The following is a 14517-nucleotide window of genomic DNA, read 5'->3' as shown; positions in this document are numbered from 1 at the left end:
ACCGTCAAGACCAACGAGTGGATCAACGCCAACCCCGAGAAGGCCAAGGCCTCCGCCAACGCCAAGCTCAAGGCCGACAGCGGCAAGGAACTCGACGCCAAGGTCCTCGACCCGGCCTGGCAGTCCCTCCTCGTCACCGACGACCCCCTCGCCTCCACCCTCAAGACCGAGTCCGAGTGGGCCGTCAAGGCCAAGCTCCTGGAAAAGCCCGACCTCACCGGCATCTACGACCTCACCCTCCTCAACAAGGTCCTCAAGGCCGCCGGCAAGCCCGAGGTCTCCGACGCCGGCCTCGCCGCCAAGTAACCCCGGGGCACCACCCGTACAACGGCACCGGCTCCACCGGGGCGTCCGCCCCGCGGAGCCGGTGCCGCCACGACGGGCGGCTCCCGGGCGGTCTTGACAGCGCCCGGACACGCGTCGACACTCCAGAACGGCGATCCCCAGTAAACCGGTAGGGAATTATGGGTTGCTCAGCACCGGCCCGCGGCACCGACGGCGTCCGTGCCGTCGTCCTGCTGCTGCCGCTGCTGACCTCACGCCGCCACATCGACCTCCTGCGCGTGTGCAGTGCGGCGGATCCCCTGCACCGCGGCGGTCCCGCGCCCGGCCGCCCCTGATCCTCCGCGCCCCCACCCTCCGGGTCCCGGCCGCGCCGAATCCGGCGCCGGCCGCCGCCGTCGCACACCCGTGACCGAGCATTCCCAGGGAGACGCATGTCCACGACCCACCCGGCAGCCGTCCCGTCCTTCCGGAGCAGGATCGGCCGTGACGCCCGCAGCGGCTACCCCGCCGTCCCGCACCGCTACCGGCTCCACCTCGCACCGTCCGCTCCGCACTGTCTGCAGATCGCGATCACGCACGGCCTGCTCGGCCTGGAGGACTCCCTCCCGCTGACCCTGCTGCCCGCCGTGCCCGACGCCCCCGACGGCGGGTACCTGGCACTGCGGCCCCTGTACCAGGCCAGCTCCCACCAGTACCCCGGTCCGGCCGCGGCCCCGGTCCTCGGCGACCGCTGGACCGGACGGATCGTCAGCACCCACGCCCCGGACATCCTCCAGGACCTGGGCAGGCGCTTCGACACCCGCGGCGCGCGCCTGTACCCGGACGGCGCCGATGCGGCGGTCGAAGCCGTCCGCCTGCTCTGCGAACAGGACGTCAACGCGGCGGCGCAGCGCGCCGGCCGGTCCGGCGCCGACCCCCGGGCCCGCGACGCCGCGCTGGCCGTCCTGCTGCGCGGACTGGGCGCGCTGGAGCGGCGGCTCGCCTCCTCGGCGTACGTGCTGGGCGGGAAACCCACCGCCGCCGACGTGCAGGTGTGGGTGACGCTGGTGCAGCTGGACACGGTGCACCGCTGGCACCTGGACGCGGCCGCGGTGTACCGCCTCACCGACCACCCGCACCTGTGGTCGTACGCGCGCCGTCTGGCCTCGCACCCCGCCTTCGCCCCCCACCTCGACCTGGACGCCATCGCCCTGCGCCACCACGCCCGTTGCCGGGGCGAGGAGGCCGCCGGCGCGGCGGTACGGATCGTGGACTGGCCCGCCCCCGCCACGGGCACGCCGGCCCCGCCCACCGCCTTGAGGACGACCGGAACCCGATGAGGGCTCCGGCGCCGCCGGGCGGGCGCCGTCGCCCGCCCGGAGGCCGGGCTCTGCCACGCAGCCCCCGCGGCTCGCCCGGGAGCCTCCGGCCGGGCGGCGGCCCGGGAGGGGACCCGGGCCGCTCAGTCCCCGTCCGGGGTCCGGTCGGCCCTACTCCCCGGGAGCGGGGGAGGCCAGTGTGGGAGGGAACGGACGCCGGCGGCCGGGCGGCGGCCCCGGCGGAAGGAGAGAACGGTGAGGCACAGAGAGGTGGGCGAGCTGATGACCCGCGAGGTGGTCACGGTCCCCGCTCACGCCGCGTTCAAGGACATCGTGCGCACGCTCGGCGAGCACCGGGTGTCCGCGGTGGCGGTGACCGACGCCGCCGGCCACCCGCTGGGCGTGATCTCGGAGGGCGACCTGCTGCCGAAGTCCGCCGACCAGGGGGACTGGTTCCGCTCGCTGCCGCGTCCCGAGCCGTGGGAGAGCGACAAGGCCGCCGGCACGAGGGCGGAGGAGCTGATGTCGGCGCCCGCCGTCTGCGCCCGGCCCGACTGGACCGTCGCCGAGGCCGCCCGGCTCATGGAGAGCCAGCGGGTCAAGCGGCTCCTGGTGGTCGACGGCGCCGACGTGCTGGTGGGCATCGTGACCCGGGGCGACCTGCTGCGGATCTTCCTGCGCGACGACGACGCCATCCGCCAGGAGATCACCGCGGAGGTCCTCGACCGGACCCTGCGCCTGGATCCCGCCGCCGTGTCCGCCACCGTCCGGGACGGACGGGTGGCGTTGCACGGCGCGGTGCCCTTCAGGAGCCTCGTCCCCGTCGTCGAGCGGCTGTGCCGGACCGTCGACGGGGTCGTCGGCGTCACGGAGCACCTGGCGTGGGAGACGGACGACGTCGGCAGCCGCCCGTGAACCGGCCCGGTGGCGGGCTCCCGCGTCCGGCGGCCGTCATCCCGGTGGCGGGGCGAGCGGCACCCACCAGATGAGCCGGGTGCCCGGCCGTCCCTCCGGCCGGGGGCCGATCTCCAGTCCGCCGCCGAGCCTCGCGGCGCGTTCCTCCAGGTTCCGCAGGCCGCTGCGGTGGCCGCCCCCGGGCGGGCCGACGCCGTCGTCGGACACGGTGACGGTGAGGACGCCGCCGGCGACGGCGACGGAGGCCTCCGCGCGGGTGGCCCGGGCGTGGCGCGCGACGTTGGTCAGGGCCTCTCCGAGGACGGCGAGGACCTCGTCGGCGACCGCGGGCGGGACCTCGGTGTCGATCAGGCCCTCCATGCGCAGTGCCGGGGCGAAGCCGAGGACCGCGGCGGCTTCGTCGACGACCCGGACGGTGCGGGAGCGCAGCTTGGGCGGGGCACCGGAGGCCTGGTGGTCGCGGAGCCCGAAGATGGTGGACCGGATGATCTTGATGGTGGCGTCGAGGTCGTCCACGGCGCGCGCGAGGCGTTCGGACGCCTCGGGGTGGTCGACGAAGCGCTGGGCGCTCTGGAGGGTCATCCCGGTGGCGAAGAGGCGCTGGATGGCGAGGTCGTGGAGGTCGCGGGCGATGCGGTCGTGGTCCTCCAGCATGCTCATCTGCTCGGCGTCGCGGCGCCGCTCGGCCAGTTCGAGGGCGAGGGCGGCCTGGCCGGCGAACCCGGGCAGGGCGGCGACCTCGGCGGTGGCGAACGCCGCGCTGCCGTGCCCGCGGGCGAGGATCAGGACCCCGCTGAGCTTCTCCTTGGTACCGACGGTGACGGCGACGGCCGGGCCGAAGCCGGCCCACCGCTCCGGCTGGACGGTGACGCGCGGGTCGTCCGCCACGTCCGCGACCGTGACCAGCCCGTCCCCCGCCAGGGCGGCCTCGGCCAGGGTCCCGGCGGTGCTCGGCAGGACGATGCCGCGGTGTGCCGCGGCTCCGTCCCCCAGGGCCAGGGAGCCGCGCAGCTCCCCGGAGGCGCCGAGGAGGTAGAAGACGCCCATGTCGGCGCGGGTGATGTCCTTGGCCCGCTCCAGCATCCCTTCGAGGACCTCGTCCTGGCGCGTGCCGGAGAGGAGGGCGCTGGTGATGTCCGAGCTGGCGGCCAGCCAGCGCTCGCGCAGGCGGACCTCCTCGAAGAGGCGGGCGTTCTCGATGGCGATGCCGGCCGCGACCGCGAGCGTGGACAGGACGGCCTCGTCCTCCTCGTCGAAGGCGATCCCGCCCCGTTTCTCGGTCAGGTAGAGGTTGCCGAAGACCTCCTCGCGGACGCGGACGGGGACGCCGAGGAAGGAGTGCATCGGCGGGTGGTGGGCGGGGAAGCCGTAGGAGGCGGGGTGCTCGGACAGCTCGGACAGCCGCAGGGGTTCCGGGCGGCGGATGAGTTCGCCGAGGATCCCGTGGCCCGAGGGCAGGTCGCCGATGCGGGCGCGGAGCTCGTCGGTGATGCCGACGGGCAGGAACTCGGCCAGCTTCCGGTCGTCGCCGATGACGCCGAGGGCCCCGTACTCGGCGTCCACGAGGACGACGGCGGCTTCGACGATGCCGCGCAGCACCTGGGGCAGGTCCAGTTCGCGGCCCACCGACATGACGGCCTCGAGCAGGCCGTTCAGCCGGTCCCGGGTCCCCCTGACCTCGTCGATGCGCACCTGCAGCTCGTCGAGCAGTTCGTCCAGCCGCAGCCTTGGCACTCCGGCCCGGGCGGACTGGCCGTCTCCGCTCATGTCCACCTCCGGCCGACGGCACCACGGAGAACCACCTCCTCCACGGTAGTCCCGCCGACCCCGGTTTTCCCCCTCTGACACACGGCCGTACCGCCCCTCACCGCCCCGGTACGGTAATCACCGGGCAGTGCGCGCGGTGCAGGAGGCCGTGGACGACGGACCCGAGCCGCATGCCGGTGTATCCGCCGCGTCCGCGGCGGCCCACGACGACGGCGAGGGCGTGCTCGGCGGCCCGTCCGAGTTCCTCGACCGGGTGGCCGGTGAGGACCTCGTGCGTGACGCGCACGTCGGGGTACTTGTCCGACAGGCCGGCGGTGGCCTCGGAGAGCATGGCGCGCTGGGCCCGCAGGGCCGCCTCCCCGTCGTGCGGGGAGAAGGCGGGCGGCTGCCACACGCAGACGGCCCGGAGGGCGGCGGCGCGCAGGTCGGCTTCGTCGAAGGCGAAGGCCAGGGCCGCCCCGGCGGACGGGCTGCCGTCGACGCCGACGACGAGGTAGGGCGGCTGCTGGCTGATGTGCTCGGCGTCGCCCACCACGACGACCGGGCAGTCGGCCTGGGCGCTGACGGGGACCACGGTGGATCCGGCACTGAGGAACTCGGCCGTCCGGCTGAGGTGGCGGGAGCCGAGCACGACCATGCGGGCCTCCCGGGCCGCGCGGCCCAGGGCAGCGGTGGGGAACCCGGCCGGCAGCTCCCCGGAGACGGCCACCTCGGGCTGCCGGTCGCGCGCCCAGCCGCAGGCCTCGTCGAGCGTGTCGGACGCCTCCTGGGCGGGGGCCGTCGGGCCGGGCGCCCCGTCCGCGTGCCGGGTGCCGTGCCACGGCGGCACGGCGAGCACCAGGCGCAGGGGCAGGCGGCGGCGCTGTGCCTCGTCGACGGCCCAGGCCAGCGGGAGGTGCCAGTTCCCGGCCGGGTCGATGCCGACGACGACGTCGTGCCCGCCGCGGCCGGTCACGACCCGCTCCCGGGGTCGCCGTCCGGCCTGGGGAGCAGGAGGACGGGGCAGTGCGCGTGGTGCAGGACGCGGTGGGTGACGCGGCCCAGGCCGCGGGCGATCCGGTGGCTCCTCGGGTCGCGGCGGCCGCCCATGACGAGCAGGTCGGCGTCACGGGAGGCCTCGACCAGGGCACCCGCCACGGAGACGCCCTTCTCGGCGTCGGCGCTCACCTCCAGCTCGGGGAACCCGTCGCCGACGGCGTCCCCGACGGCCTTGAGGGCGGCCGCGTGCGCCCCCGCGATCTCGTCGACGCCGTCGAGCATGCTGACGACCTCGCCGACGGAGTGGAGGACGTTCCAGACGTGCAGGAGGCGCAGGGACGCCTTGCGCAGTTCGGCCTCGCGGGCGGCGTAGCGGGCGTGCGGGAGGTCGCGGACGTCGCGGACGGCGACGAGCACGGTGCCGGTCTCCTCGTCCCGGACGGTGCCGCGGACCACGACGACGGGGGTCGTGGCGGCGGCCGCGACGTCCAGGGCGACGGAGCCGAGCATCAGGGAGTCGAATCCGTCCTGGCCCCGGTGGCCCACGACGATCGTGCCGTGCGGGCCCGCGGCCCGCCGCAGGCTGTCGACGGCGTCCGCGGTGCTGAACCCGGTGGTCACGTCGAGGCCGGGGTGCTCGGTGCGCAGGGCCCGCGCCGTCGCGTCCAGGAGTTCCCCGCCGGCGTTCCGTGCGTCGGCGCGGACCCGTTCGAGGGCCTGCGCGGACAGGTGGAGGGCCGTGCCTTCGGTGTCGGCCCCGTGGACGACGTGCAGGGGGCGGTCGCGGCGCACCGCCTCGGCGGCCGCCCACTGGGCGGCCGTGCGGGCCGCGTCCGAACCGTCCACGCCGACGACCACCGGGCCGGTGTCCGGAGTGCGGGATGTGCTTTCCACGGTTCCTCCCAACCGAGAACACGATGAGGGACACCCTTCACGCTGGCACCGCCGGCGCCGGCGCGGGAGGGCCGCCCGGGACCGCGGCCGGGGCCGAAGGGCCCCATCGGCGGCCTCAGTCGTCGCTGCTGCCCTGGCCGGGGCGCAGCCGTCCGGACCAGTGCGGCTCGACCTGTTCCCACTCCCGCTCCCACTCTTGCGCACTGTGCCGGTCGACGCTCCACAGCCGTGCGTAGACGGCGACTCCGGCGGCGAGGACGAGCACGGCCCAGGCGCCGGTGCCCAGGCCGACGGCGTTGAGGGCGATGTCGGCCGTGCCGGGGGGTTCGGCGGCCGGGCGGCCGTGGTCGTCGACCCAGAGCCGAACGGTGTCCCCGTTGCGGGTCGATCCGGGGACGGGGACGGTCTGCGTGTGGGCGCGGTGGGCCGGGTAGTTCCAGGTCGCGGGGGCCACGGGCAGGGAGCGGGTGTTCTCCCCCGGCCCGTCCCGGTAGGTGGCCTCGCCGACGGTGACGGCCGTGACGGAGTGCCGGTGGCGGGCGGTCTCCTCGGCGGCGCGCTCGGCGGCCGCCCAGGCGGCCCGTCCGACCGCGGCGCCGCAGACCGCGGCCAGCAGGCAGGCCAGTACGAAGGTGGCGCGCAGACGGGTGCGGGCGCGGTCGGCGTCGCGGCGGAGCGGGTTGGTCGGGTCCCCCGGCCTGCGGTGGTCCATGACGCGCCTCCGTGCTGCGTCCGCTGTCGGCCGCCCGCTCAGGCGGCCAGCTCGGAGCCGATGTGGTGGGCCCAGGTCCGGATCCGCTCGGGGTTGCGGAAGTCTCCGCCCTTGCCCTGCCGGATGAGTGCCCTGGCGAGGAGCCCGGGGGTCCGGGCCGTGATGGTGCCGCCGAAGGTCATGTGCTCGCGCGCTCCGATGAGCTGCATCTGCCGGGCGACGGCGGCGACGGGGGGTATGTCGTGCTCCTCGGCGGAGCGGTCGAGGGGGCCGCTGCTGAACAGCCACACCGGCCGGTGCCTGAGGGAGTCCGCGTTGCGCTCGGCGCAGTGGGCGGCCTTGCTGCTCCAGCGGCCGCCGCGGAGGGATCCGCCGAGGACGACGGCGTCGTAGCCGCGGACGTCGTGGACGTCGGCGGCGGGCAGCACGACGGCGTCGAGGCCGTCCTCGCGGAGGGTCTCGCCGATCTGCTCCGCGATGCCGGCGGTGCCGCCGTACTCGGTGCCGTAGGCGACCAGAACGCGCTTGGTGCTCATGACGGATCCTCCTGGGACGCGTGACGGGGTCCGCACCCACTCTCACGCGGCCGGCGGCGCCGCCGCATGGGCCGGACGGCTCCCGGAGGGGACCATCCGGTCCTCCCCGGTCCCGTCCCTCCGGGGCTATCCGGCGGCGGAGTCCGGCCGGATGATGGTGACCGGGCAGGGGGCGTGGAGGGCGACCTGCTGGCTGACCGAGCCGAGCAGGGCCCGGCGGAAGCCGCCCCGGCCCCGGCTGCCCACCACCAGCAGGTCGGCGCCCTCGGCCGCGTCCACCAGGACGTGGGCGGGATTGCCCCGCACCAGGCGCTGGTGCACCCGGGAGGCGCCGTCCGCGCCGAGGACCGTGCGGACCTCCTCGACCAGGCTCCGCTCGGCCTCCTCCCGGTCGAATCCGACGTCCACCGCCGGTGCCGACCAGGAGGCGGCCCCGGGCACGTCCCACGCGCCGACCGCCTCCACCCTGCCGTTCACCAGGTCGGCGTACCGGACCGCCCAGCGCAGCGCGGCCTGGGACGAAGGCGATCCGTCGAGGCCCACCACGACCCGCGTCTCCTCTGGTTGCGTGTCCATTCCGCCTCACCTTCCCGTGCCTGTACCTCCACAGTGTCCGAGGCGTTCGGACACCGCCACACGGGACGGCCCCGTACGCGGTGCCCCGCCGTTCAGCGCCTGCGCAGGGAGAACCACCTCTCCTGGCCCGCGGCGACGCTCTCGCGCCGGTCTCCGGGCAGGACGAGGGGCAGCGGGCCCCGGGAGGAGGGCGGGACCCTGATGCCGATGCGGGCCGTGCGGAAGGTGACGCGGACGTCCCGGTGCCCGAGGAAGCAGACGGAGAACGAGGAGGCCGGCACCTCGGCGAGGGGAGCCGGATCGATGCGCAGGCCGTGGGTGTCGGGGGCGAGGCCCACGATGCCGCGCTCGACGAGGTCGAGGGTGCCGCCCATGGCGCCGAGGTGGACGCCCTCGCCGGTGGTGCCGCCCTGGATGTCGGTGATGTCGCCGAGGAGGGCCTCCCGGCAGTAGCGCCAGGCGTCGGCGCCGTGCTGCCGGGCGAGGACCCAGCCGTGGACGAGGCTGCTGAGCGTCGAGCCGTGGCAGGTCCGCCGCAGGTAGTAGGCGACCGTCCGGCGCCACAGCTCCTCGTCCATCGGGTAGCCGAGCCGGGCGAACAGCCGGCCGAGCTCGTCGGGGCGGAAGAGGTAGCCCAGCATGAGGGTGTCGGCCTGTTTGGAGGCCTGGTAGCGGTTGGGGGTGTCGCCCTCGGCCTCCAGGATGCGGTCCAAGCGGCGGATGTCGTGGTAGCGGGCCCGGTACGCGTCCCAGTCCAGCTCGGCGAGGTCGCCGTAGCCGTGGAACTGGCTGATGACATCGCGGTGGAACGGCACGTACAGGCGCCGCGAGACGTCCTCCCAGGCGCGCAGGCCGTCGTGGTCCGTGCCGAGTTGCGCGAGGAGCTCGGCGCGCCGGGCCGCCGGGAGTACGCCGTACAGGTCGAGGGCGCGGGCGAGCACCCAGGCGGCGGTGACGTTGGTGTAGGCGTTGTCGTCGATGCCGGGGGCGCCGGTGTCCGGGTAGGCGTCGTGGTACTCGTCGGGGCCGACGACGCCGCGGATCCGGTAGCGCCCCGTCCCGGGGTCCCAGGTCGCCGTGTCGGCCCAGAACCGGGCGACGTGCAGCAGGAGTTCGGCGCCGGGACCGTGCATGAACCCCGTGTCGCCGGTGGCCCGGCCGTACTGCCAGACGTTCCAGGCGACGGCGGACCCGACGTGGTGCTGGAGGCGCGAGTGGTCGGGCAGCCAGCGGCCGGAGCGCGGGTTGAGGTGCAGCCGCTGCGTCTCCTCGGATCCGGAACTGCCGCCCTGCCAGGGGAAGGCGGCTCCCCCGGCCCCGGCGCGGCGGGCGGCCTCGCGGGCGGCGGGGAGCCGTCGGTGGCGGTACATCAGCAGGGCGCGGGCGGTCTCGGGGAAGTGCAGGGCGAGGTAGGGCAGGACGAACAGTTCGTCCCAGAAGACGTGGCCCCGGTAGGCCTCGCCGTGCAGGCCGCGGGCCGGGACGCCGGCGTCGAGTTCCGCCGTGTGCGGGGAGAGCGTCTGCAGGACGTGGAAGACGTGGAGGCGCAGGGCCCGCCCGCTCCCGCCCGGCGCCCTCACCTCCCCCTCGTTCCACAGCCGTTGCCACGCCGCCCGGTGGGAGGCCGTCAGGGTGGGGAAGTCCGGCGCCGATCCGGCGTGTTCGACGCTGCGCGCCGCGGGATCGCCCCAGGGCCGGTCGAGCGAGGTGAACAGGGCCGCGGTCTTGACGATCACGACCGGTCGCGCGCGCCGGACGGGCAGGACGAGGGTCTGCCGCGCGGCGGTGTCCGTGCAGGCCGCGCCGATGGCGGCCAGGGGGTGCGCCGAGGTGCGCACGGCGAGCCCGATCCGCAGGTGCGAGCCGGCGGTGGCACAGGACAGCCAGGCCGTGCCCTGCGCCTCGACTCCGGCCCGGTGGCCGACGAGGTGCCGTCCGGCCAGGGCCCGGTAGCGGTCGACGCCCTCGTTGGCGACGTCCCCGTCGAGGACGGACTCGACCTCGATCCCGCCCTGCCAGCCGTACGCGCGCAGGACGGTGCGCTGAGCGGCGAGGTGCGGGTCGCCCATGTGGACGAGGCGGGTGTGGGTGACGCCGAGGCGGCGGCCTTCGGCGTCGTGGAAGAGCATGCGGCGGGTGAGGGTGCCCGAGCGCAGGTCCAGCGAGACGCTGCAGTGGCGCAGGGCGGGGTGGTCGGGGGTGAGCCAGTCGCCGGGCGCCGCGCCGTCGGGCAGGCAGCGGTAGCGCAGGGCGGTCCAGTCCGGCAGCCGGACCATGTCCTCGTTGGAGACCTCCCGCCCGGCGACGGTGGAGGTGAGCCGGTCGTAGCAGCCGGCGAGGTACGTGCCCGGGTAGTGGATGTCGTCCGTGACGCACTCGGGGGCCGAACCCCGGGTGGCGAAGCGGCCGTTGCCGAGGGTGCACAGGGCCTCGACCAGCCGCTCGGCGGCGGGGTCGTAGCGGGGGTACTCCCACCGCCAGGTGGCGTTCACGGGCGGCCGTCCTCGAGGGCGGCGGTCAGCGGCGCGAGGCCGGTGAGGACGAGGTGGGCGCCGTGCGCGAGGAGGGCCGCGCCCCTGCCCGGGTCGTCGCCCCGGTCGACTCCCACGACCAGGCGGAACCCTCCCCCGCGTCCCGCTTCCACGCCGGCGAGGGCGTCCTCCACCACGGCGGTCCGCTCCGGGACCGTGCCGAGGCGGTCGGCGGCCTCCAGGAAGAGGGCGGGGTCGGGTTTCCCCGGCAGGCCCAGCAGCGCGCCGTCCCGGCCGTCCACCACGGCGTCGAAGAGGCCGAGGAGGCCGGTGGCCTCCAGGAGGGGGCGCGCGTGCCGCGAGGCCGAGACGGCCGCGCACCGCACGGTGGCCGCCCGCAGCCGCAGGAGCACGGGCCGGACGTCGTCGTAGGCCTCGACGCCGTGGGTCCGGACCGCCTCGGAGAAGATCCGCTCCTTGCGGGCCGCGACCGCGTGGACGGTCGCGCACCCCGGTGCGTCCTGGGGGGTCCCCGGGGGCAGGTCGATCCGGCGGGAGGCGAGGAACGCGCGCACCCCGTCGAGGCGGGACCTGCCGTCCACCAGGTCCCGGTAGTCGCGGACGGCGTCGAACGGCCGGGACGGTCCCCCGGCGGCCGGCCGCCACGCGGCGAGGCAGCCGTCGAAGGCCTCCTTCCAGGCGGCCGCGTGGCGGGCCGCCGTGGCGAGGAGCACGCCGTCGGTGTCGAAGACGACCGCCCCCACGCCGCTCATGAGCCGTGCGTGACGCGGCGGCCGGTGAGCCGGGCGGGGGTGATCTTCATCCAGTGGCTGCGCGGGCCGCCGGCCCAGGGCTGGGAGCGGGCCGTGGCCGCCAGGTGGCGGATCTCCTCGGAGGCCGTGACGGCCCTCAGCTCGCCGACGGCAAGGACGCTCCAGCCGCCGGCCGTGACGTCGTCGATGTTGTCGATCTCGAAGGCGGCCTCCGTCCCCGCCGCCCGGGCGGCGACGGTCTCCGCGGCGGTGCGGAACGCGATGTCGGCCCCCGCGACCAGGTAGTTGACCGGGAGGACGGCCGGGCCCTCGGGGGTGAAGACGGCGATGCGCCCCACGCCGTGCGTGCCCAGCAGGGACCGGCACTCCTCCTCGTCCAGCGGAACCAGGGCCGTGTCGCGCCGGGCCGTGGACCGGCCGGCCGTCCGGCCGGCGTTGGCGCCGGTCAGGTCGTCGACGGTCACGCCGAGCACGTCGGCGACCCGGACGAGGGTGCCGATGGACGGCGAGGCGGCGTGTTCCTCCAGGTACGCGATGTAGTTGCCGTCCACTCCGCATCTGCGGCCCAGTTCCTCGCGGGTCAGGCCGAGGGCTTCACGGCCGGCCGCCAGGCGGCGGCCGAGGTCGGTGCGTCCGGCCGTCCCGCCGGACGGGTGCGGATGGATGCTCGGCGTCCTCTGCATGGCACTCACTGCTCCTGGAGCGGTAGGGCGGCCGTGTCGCGCCGCGGTCCGCCGGACACGGCCTCGGGGGCTTCTCCCATGACTGCGGCCTCTCCGTGCCGGTCTCCGTGCTGGGTGAAGGAGGAAGGAGGGGGGTCACCGCCAGGCTGCTCCTGCCCGGCCGCGACCCGCTTGGGCCGGTCGGCCCCTCCCCGGGGACCGGTCGGGTCTGGCCGCCGCGCCGCGGCGGATGCCACGGTGGAATCCGGCCGGCCGAGAGCGACCGCGCCCCGGTCCTCGTCGACCGCGGCCTCTTCCAGGGTGTCGCGGACCTGCGGCGCCGCAACCGGGGCGGGCCGGCCGCCCGGGACCGTGCTCCGCGCCGGCGCCCGCCTCCGCACACCGAGGGACCCCGCCATGACCGCTCCCGCCGCCCCCGCCCCGTACACCGTCGCCGACGTGATGACCACCGAGGTCGTGGCCGTCACCCCCGAGACCGGCTTCAAGGACATCGCCGCCGCCATGGGGCGCTGGAAGGTGACCGCCCTGCCCGTCCTGGAAGGGGAGGGCCGCGTCGTCGGCGTGGTCTCCGAGGCCGACCTGCTGCCCAAGGAGGAGTTCCACGAGCACGCCCCCGGCCTGATCGAGCAGATGCGCCGCCTCGGCGACACCGCCAAGGCCGGTTCCACCCGCGCCGAGAACCTCATGACCACCCCCGCGGTCACGATCCGCCCCGACGCGACCCTCCCCCAGGCCGCCCGCCTGATGGCCGGCCGGCACCTCAAGCGCCTTCCCGTCGTCGACGCCGACGGCACGCTCCGGGGCATCGTCAGCCGCGCCGACCTCCTCAAGGTCTTCCTGCGCGCCGACGAGGACCTGGCCGAGGAGATCCGCGAGAGCGTCGTCGCACGCCTGTTCCCGCTCTCCCACGAGGCCGTCGCGGTCACCGTCGACCACGGGGTCGCCACCCTGACCGGCCGGGTCCGGGACCCGGGCCTGGTGCCGCTGGCGGAGCACCTCGCCCGGTCCGTCGAGGGCGTCGTGGACGTGCGCTGCCGGCTGCGGGCCGCGGACGCCCCGGGCGACGGCCCGTAGCGGCGCCGCCGCCCTCTCCGCCGATTCGCGCGCCGATGGGGGTACGAGCAGCATGGAGGGGTCATCGCCGGCCCGGAACCACACCGGCGGAGCGCCCGGCGCAGGAGGTTGCCGCGATGGAGCTGCCCCTCACGGTCGGCGTCGACGGCTCCGAGCCCGCGCTCCGGGCCCTCGACTGGGCCGCGGACGAGGCCGCCCTGCACGGGCTCCCGCTGCGCGTGGTGTACGCCTCCCGCTGGGAATGGTGCGAGCTCTCCCCGGGCCCCGTGGGACAGCGGGCGCAGGAGCAGACCGGCCCCGAGGCCCTGCGGACGGCCGTCCGGCGGGCCCGGCAGCGCGCCCCGGAGGTCCGGCTGGACACCGCGGTGGTCGCCGACGACCCCGCCCGGGCGCTGGTACGGGAGAGCCGCACCGCGTGGGCGGTGGTCACCGGCTCGCGGGGCCGCGGCGGCTTCACGGAGCTCCTGCTGGGCTCGGTCGGCCTGGCCGTCGCCTCCCGCGCGCTGTGCCCGGTCGTGGTCGTCCGCGGCGACGGGCCCGACGAGGGGGCCCACCGGATCCTGCTCGGGGTGTCGGACGCCCCCGGGGGCGCGGAGGCCGTGCGGTTCGCGCTGCGCGAGGCCTCCGTCCGCGGCTGCGGGCTGGAGGCGGTGCGCGCCTGGCACTGCCCCGCGCACGAGACGACCCCCCACCCCGCCCTCGCCGACGGGGTCTGCCTCTACCACCAGGCACGCGCGGACACCCTGCTGGACGAGGCCCTCGCCGGGCCGCTGCGCGAGCACCCGGGGGTCGTCCCGCACCGGACACCCGTCGAGGGTCCCGCGCACAAGGTGCTCCTGGAGCGCACGGCCGGGGCCGGCCTCGTGGTGGTCGGCGCGCACCGCCGGGAGCACCGCTCCGGCCTGCAACTGGGGCGCGTCGCCCACACCCTGCTGCACCACGCGCACTGTCCCGTCGCGGTCGTGCCCCGGGCCGAGGGGGGTGTCCGGGAGTGACCCGTCGGGGCGGGGGCCCGGTGCGGCCGGACCGGGTGGTCCCGCGCGGGGGGCCACCCGGCCCTGGACCGGGCGGGCCGGGGGTCGGCACTATGAACGGCACCGGACTGGAAGACGAAGCCGTCGGCGAGGTGAGCTGAGATGGAACCCACTTCATGGACCACCCCGGGTGTGTTCGCAGGGCACGACGGGGTGCTCACGGAGCAGGCCGGGGCGCTGTCGGGCGAACTGACCGTGCACACCGAGTGGCAGGAGGGCCGCGCACACGTCGCGGTCGGGTACGGGGACGGCGGGGAGTGGTACGCCCTGGCCGGCAGCCCGGTGGCCTGCCCCGATCCGCAGTCGAGCCGCCTGGTGCACCAGAGCGCGGTGGAGGCCGTCCGCGCGGGCGGCGCGGTGCGCTTCGCTCCCCCGCCGATCATCTCGGCGGTCTGAGTCCCGGCGCGCGGGGGCGCGTACGGCGGCCTCCGGGCCCGACGGCCGGTCCGCGCCGCACCTGCGCGCCGGGCCGCACCGCGCCGTGCGCTCCGTTCGCGTGCCCGGGCGTCCGGGCCGGTGTG

General features: G+C 76.2%; 15 protein-coding genes and 1 pseudogene. 7 read left to right on the top strand and 9 right to left on the bottom strand.

The genetic code is table 11. The annotated features are described in order from the left end of the window. The 4 genes and pseudogenes from AB0469_RS09465 to AB0469_RS09450 all read left to right on the top strand — a co-directional run. Positions 1 to 306 (top strand): annotated as a pseudogene (locus AB0469_RS09465) (sulfate ABC transporter substrate-binding protein); the annotation flags it as partial. A 158-nt stretch (positions 307 to 464) separates the two neighbouring features. Beyond that, positions 465 to 620, top strand: coding sequence for a hypothetical protein (locus AB0469_RS09460; RefSeq protein ID WP_366450747.1), 156 nt, complete (start codon positions 465 to 467; stop codon positions 618 to 620). Between the two features lie 96 nt (positions 621 to 716). Further along, entirely contained in the window at positions 717 to 1604 is an 888-nt protein-coding gene (locus AB0469_RS09455) for a glutathione S-transferase C-terminal domain-containing protein (protein WP_366450746.1), read from the top strand. A 234-nt stretch (positions 1605 to 1838) separates the two neighbouring features. Further along, positions 1839 to 2498 (top strand): CBS domain-containing protein, encoded by a 660-nt coding sequence (locus tag AB0469_RS09450; RefSeq protein WP_366450745.1) that lies wholly within the window; start codon positions 1839 to 1841, stop codon positions 2496 to 2498. A 36-nt stretch (positions 2499 to 2534) separates the two neighbouring features. Here AB0469_RS09450 and AB0469_RS09445 read toward each other — a convergent pair whose 3' ends face one another. From AB0469_RS09445 to AB0469_RS09405, 9 genes are all read right to left on the bottom strand, one after another. Beyond that, entirely contained in the window at positions 2535 to 4265 is a 1731-nt protein-coding gene (locus tag AB0469_RS09445) for a GAF domain-containing protein (protein WP_366450744.1), read from the bottom strand. A 97-nt stretch (positions 4266 to 4362) separates the two neighbouring features. After that, positions 4363 to 5220: a universal stress protein gene (locus AB0469_RS09440; RefSeq protein WP_366450743.1), complete on the bottom strand. Its 858-nt coding sequence runs from the start codon at positions 5218 to 5220 to the stop codon at positions 4363 to 4365. Next, positions 5217 to 6137: a universal stress protein gene (locus AB0469_RS09435; RefSeq protein ID WP_366450742.1), complete on the bottom strand. Its 921-nt coding sequence runs from the start codon at positions 6135 to 6137 to the stop codon at positions 5217 to 5219. Before AB0469_RS09435 ends, AB0469_RS09440 begins: the two co-directional genes overlap by 4 nt. Positions 6138 to 6252: 115 nt before the next feature. Next, the gene (locus AB0469_RS09430) at positions 6253 to 6849 is read right to left on the bottom strand and encodes a hypothetical protein (protein WP_366450741.1); all 597 of its coding nucleotides are present in this window, start codon (positions 6847 to 6849) and stop codon (positions 6253 to 6255) included. Between the two features lie 38 nt (positions 6850 to 6887). Continuing rightward, entirely contained in the window at positions 6888 to 7385 is a 498-nt protein-coding gene (locus AB0469_RS09425; RefSeq protein WP_366450740.1) for a flavodoxin domain-containing protein, read from the bottom strand. 126 nt (positions 7386 to 7511) lie between these two features. Continuing rightward, positions 7512 to 7961 (bottom strand): universal stress protein, encoded by a 450-nt coding sequence (locus tag AB0469_RS09420; protein ID WP_366450739.1) that lies wholly within the window; start codon positions 7959 to 7961, stop codon positions 7512 to 7514. Between the two features lie 92 nt (positions 7962 to 8053). Continuing rightward, complete coding sequence (locus AB0469_RS09415) at positions 8054 to 10453, bottom strand: glycoside hydrolase family 65 protein (protein WP_366450738.1); 2400 nt, start codon at positions 10451 to 10453, stop codon at positions 8054 to 8056. Then, positions 10450 to 11205, bottom strand: a complete 756-nt coding sequence (locus AB0469_RS09410; RefSeq protein ID WP_366450737.1) for an HAD-IA family hydrolase — start codon at positions 11203 to 11205, stop codon at positions 10450 to 10452. Before AB0469_RS09410 ends, AB0469_RS09415 begins: the two co-directional genes overlap by 4 nt. Continuing rightward, a complete protein-coding gene (locus AB0469_RS09405; RefSeq protein ID WP_366450736.1) occupies positions 11202 to 11888 on the bottom strand; it encodes a pyridoxamine 5'-phosphate oxidase family protein in 687 nt (228 codons plus the stop codon). The genes AB0469_RS09410 and AB0469_RS09405 overlap by 4 nt, the downstream gene beginning before the upstream one ends. Positions 11889 to 12284: 396 nt before the next feature. Here AB0469_RS09405 and AB0469_RS09400 point away from each other — a divergent pair, with 396 nt between their 5' ends. The 3 genes from AB0469_RS09400 to AB0469_RS09390 all read left to right on the top strand — a co-directional run bounded on the left by AB0469_RS09400 (position 12285) and on the right by AB0469_RS09390 (position 14392). Next, positions 12285 to 12962, top strand: coding sequence for a CBS domain-containing protein (locus AB0469_RS09400; protein WP_366450735.1), 678 nt, complete (start codon positions 12285 to 12287; stop codon positions 12960 to 12962). Positions 12963 to 13078: 116 nt separating this feature from the next. Then, positions 13079 to 13957, top strand: a complete 879-nt coding sequence (locus AB0469_RS09395) for a universal stress protein (RefSeq protein WP_366450734.1) — start codon at positions 13079 to 13081, stop codon at positions 13955 to 13957. A 141-nt stretch (positions 13958 to 14098) separates the two neighbouring features. After that, the gene (locus AB0469_RS09390) at positions 14099 to 14392 is read left to right on the top strand and encodes a hypothetical protein (RefSeq protein WP_366450733.1); all 294 of its coding nucleotides are present in this window, start codon (positions 14099 to 14101) and stop codon (positions 14390 to 14392) included. Positions 14393 to 14517 lie beyond the last annotated feature (125 nt).

The organism is Streptomyces sp. NPDC093801 (genome assembly GCF_040701585.1).
Classification (GTDB): Bacteria; Actinomycetota; Actinomycetes; order Streptomycetales; family Streptomycetaceae; genus Streptomyces.
The sequence above is the reverse complement of the archived record's forward strand: the minus strand, read 5'-3'. Positions and strand labels throughout refer to the sequence as shown.

Bases quoted from the DNA above. Each gene is read 5' to 3' on its own strand.
- AB0469_RS09460 (WP_366450747.1), top strand. From the start codon at position 465: ATGGGTTGCTCAGCACCGGCCCGCGGCACCGACGGCGTCCGTGCCGTC.
- AB0469_RS09455 (WP_366450746.1), top strand. From the start codon at position 717: ATGTCCACGACCCACCCGGCAGCCGTCCCGTCCTTCCGGAGCAGGATC.
- AB0469_RS09445 (WP_366450744.1), bottom strand. From the start codon at position 4,265: ATGAGCGGAGACGGCCAGTCCGCCCGGGCCGGAGTGCCAAGGCTGCGG.
- AB0469_RS09430 (WP_366450741.1), bottom strand. From the start codon at position 6,849: ATGGACCACCGCAGGCCGGGGGACCCGACCAACCCGCTCCGCCGCGAC.
- AB0469_RS09425 (WP_366450740.1), bottom strand. From the start codon at position 7,385: ATGAGCACCAAGCGCGTTCTGGTCGCCTACGGCACCGAGTACGGCGGC.
- AB0469_RS09420 (WP_366450739.1), bottom strand. From the start codon at position 7,961: ATGGACACGCAACCAGAGGAGACGCGGGTCGTGGTGGGCCTCGACGGA.
- AB0469_RS09410 (WP_366450737.1), bottom strand. From the start codon at position 11,205: ATGAGCGGCGTGGGGGCGGTCGTCTTCGACACCGACGGCGTGCTCCTC.
- AB0469_RS09405 (WP_366450736.1), bottom strand. From the start codon at position 11,888: ATGCAGAGGACGCCGAGCATCCATCCGCACCCGTCCGGCGGGACGGCC.
- AB0469_RS09400 (WP_366450735.1), top strand. From the start codon at position 12,285: ATGACCGCTCCCGCCGCCCCCGCCCCGTACACCGTCGCCGACGTGATG.
- AB0469_RS09395 (WP_366450734.1), top strand. From the start codon at position 13,079: ATGGAGCTGCCCCTCACGGTCGGCGTCGACGGCTCCGAGCCCGCGCTC.
- AB0469_RS09390 (WP_366450733.1), top strand. From the start codon at position 14,099: ATGGAACCCACTTCATGGACCACCCCGGGTGTGTTCGCAGGGCACGAC.